We start from the raw sequence: 2,049 nt of genomic DNA, 5'->3' as shown, positions 1-2,049 counted from the left end.
GCTGCCGGGCGGCGGCGTGGCGGGCGGGGCGGGTCAGGGCGGGTTGCGGCGGCGGGGCCAGGAGGGGACGATGAGCCACGAGACGATTGACAAGCATCCGATACCCGCGGGCTTCGGCGAGACGCTGTGCGGCCCCGAGGATTACGCCCGCCTTTATGCCGAGTCGGTGAGCGACCCCGAGGCGTTCTGGGGCCGCGAGGGCAGGCGGCTGGACTGGATCCACCCCTACAGCACGGTCAAGAACACCGACTTCACCTTTGGCAAGGTCTCGATCAGGTGGTACGAGGACGGCATCCTGAACGCCGCGGTCAACTGCGTGGACCGGCACCTGCCGGCCCGCGCCAACCAGACCGCGATCATCTTCGAGCCCGACGATCCCGCCGCGCCCGCCCGGCACATCACCTATGCCGAGCTGTCCGAACGGGTGAACCGCTTCGCCAACGTGCTCTTGTCCCAGGGGGTGATGCGCGGCGACCGGGTGGTGATCTATCTGCCGATGATCCCCGAGGCGGCCTATGCGATGCTGGCCTGCGCGCGGATCGGCGCGGTCCATTCCATCGTGTTCGCGGGCTTTTCGCCCGACGCGCTGGCCAACCGCATCAACGACTGCGGCGCCAAGCTGGTGATCACCGCCGACACCGCCCCGCGCGGCGGGCGCAAGACGAACCTCAAGGCGAACACCGACGCGGCGCTTCTGCACTGCTCGGACCGGGTGCGCTGCCTGGTGGTCAGGCACACGGGCGACCAGACCAGCTGGATCGAGGGGCGCGACGTGGACGTGAAGGCGCTGATGGAGGCGGTTTCCCCCGACTGCCCGCCCCGCCCGATGGGGGCCGAGGATCCGCTGTTCATCCTCTACACCTCGGGGTCCACCGGCAAGCCCAAGGGGGTGGTGCACACAACCGGCGGCTATCTGGTCTATGCGGCGATGACGCACCGGTACACCTTCGACTACCGGGACGGCGACGTGTTCTGGTGCACGGCGGATGTCGGCTGGGTGACGGGCCACAGCTACATCGTGTACGGCCCGCTGGCCAACGGCGCCACCACCGTGATGTTCGAGGGCGTGCCCACCTGGCCCGACGCGGGCCGCTTCTGGCAGGTCTGCGCCAAGCACAGGGTGACGCAGTTCTACACCGCGCCCACCGCGATCCGGGCGCTGATGGCCAAGGGGACCGAGCCGATCCGGGGCCACGACCTGTCGTCGCTGCGCATCCTGGGCACGGTGGGCGAGCCGATCAACCCCGAGGCCTGGACCTGGTACAACGACAACATCGGCAAGGGCCGCTGCCCGATCGTGGACACCTGGTGGCAGACCGAGACCGGCGGCCACCTGATCACGCCCTTGCCCGGCGCCATCCCGACCAAGCCCGGATCGGCCACGCTGCCGTTTTTCGGCATCAAGCCCGCGATCCTGGAGCCCGAGTCCGCCAGGCTGCTCGAGGGCAACCCGGCCGAGGGGGTCTTGTGCATCGCCGACAGCTGGCCCGGGCAGATGCGCACCGTTTGGGGCGATCACCAGCGGTTCATGGAGACGTATTTCCAGCAGTATCCGGGCTATTACTTCACCGGCGACGGCTGCCGCCGGGACGAGGACGGATACTACTGGATCACCGGGCGCGTGGACGACGTGATCAACGTCAGCGGCCACCGCCTGGGCACCGCCGAGGTCGAGAGCGCCCTTGTCGCGCATGAAAAGGTCGCCGAGGCCGCGGTGGTGGGCTATCCGCATCCGCTGAAGGGGCAGGGCATCTATGCCTATGTGACGCTGATGAACGGCGTGCAGCCCAGCGACGAGTTGCGCGGCGAGCTGGAGACATGGGTGCGCAGCGAGATCGGCCCCATCGCCAAGCCCGACGTGATCCAGTGGGCGCCGGGCATGCCCAAAACCCGCTCCGGCAAGATCATGCGCCGCATCCTGCGCAAGATCGCCGAAAACGACCATGCCAGCCTCGGCGACATCTCGACGCTCGCCGAACCCGAAGTGGTCGACGACCTCATCGCCAACCGCATGAACCGGTAAAGGCGCGCAGGGCCTGGAGCCCGCAA

At 68.5% G+C, this 2,049-nt stretch carries 1 protein-coding gene; it reads left to right on the top strand.

Annotation, left to right across the window (positions count from 1 at the left end; genetic code table 11):
- The first annotated feature begins 70 nt into the window (after positions 1 to 70).
- Positions 71 to 2,023: an acetate--CoA ligase gene (acs, locus tag ACFOM8_RS22875; RefSeq protein ID WP_377764665.1), complete on the top strand. Its 1,953-nt coding sequence runs from the start codon at positions 71 to 73 to the stop codon at positions 2,021 to 2,023.
- Positions 2,024 to 2,049: the final 26 nt, after the last annotated feature.

The organism is Paracoccus angustae, from assembly GCF_042648745.1.
Lineage (GTDB): Bacteria > Pseudomonadota > Alphaproteobacteria > Rhodobacterales > Rhodobacteraceae > Paracoccus > Paracoccus angustae.
Note: the sequence above shows the minus strand (reverse complement) of the source record. Positions and strands in the feature narration are given on the sequence as shown.

Coding starts and splice junctions, on each gene's coding strand:
- acs (WP_377764665.1), top strand. CDS start 71: ATGAGCCACGAGACGATTGACAAGCATCCGATACCCGCGGGCTTCGGC.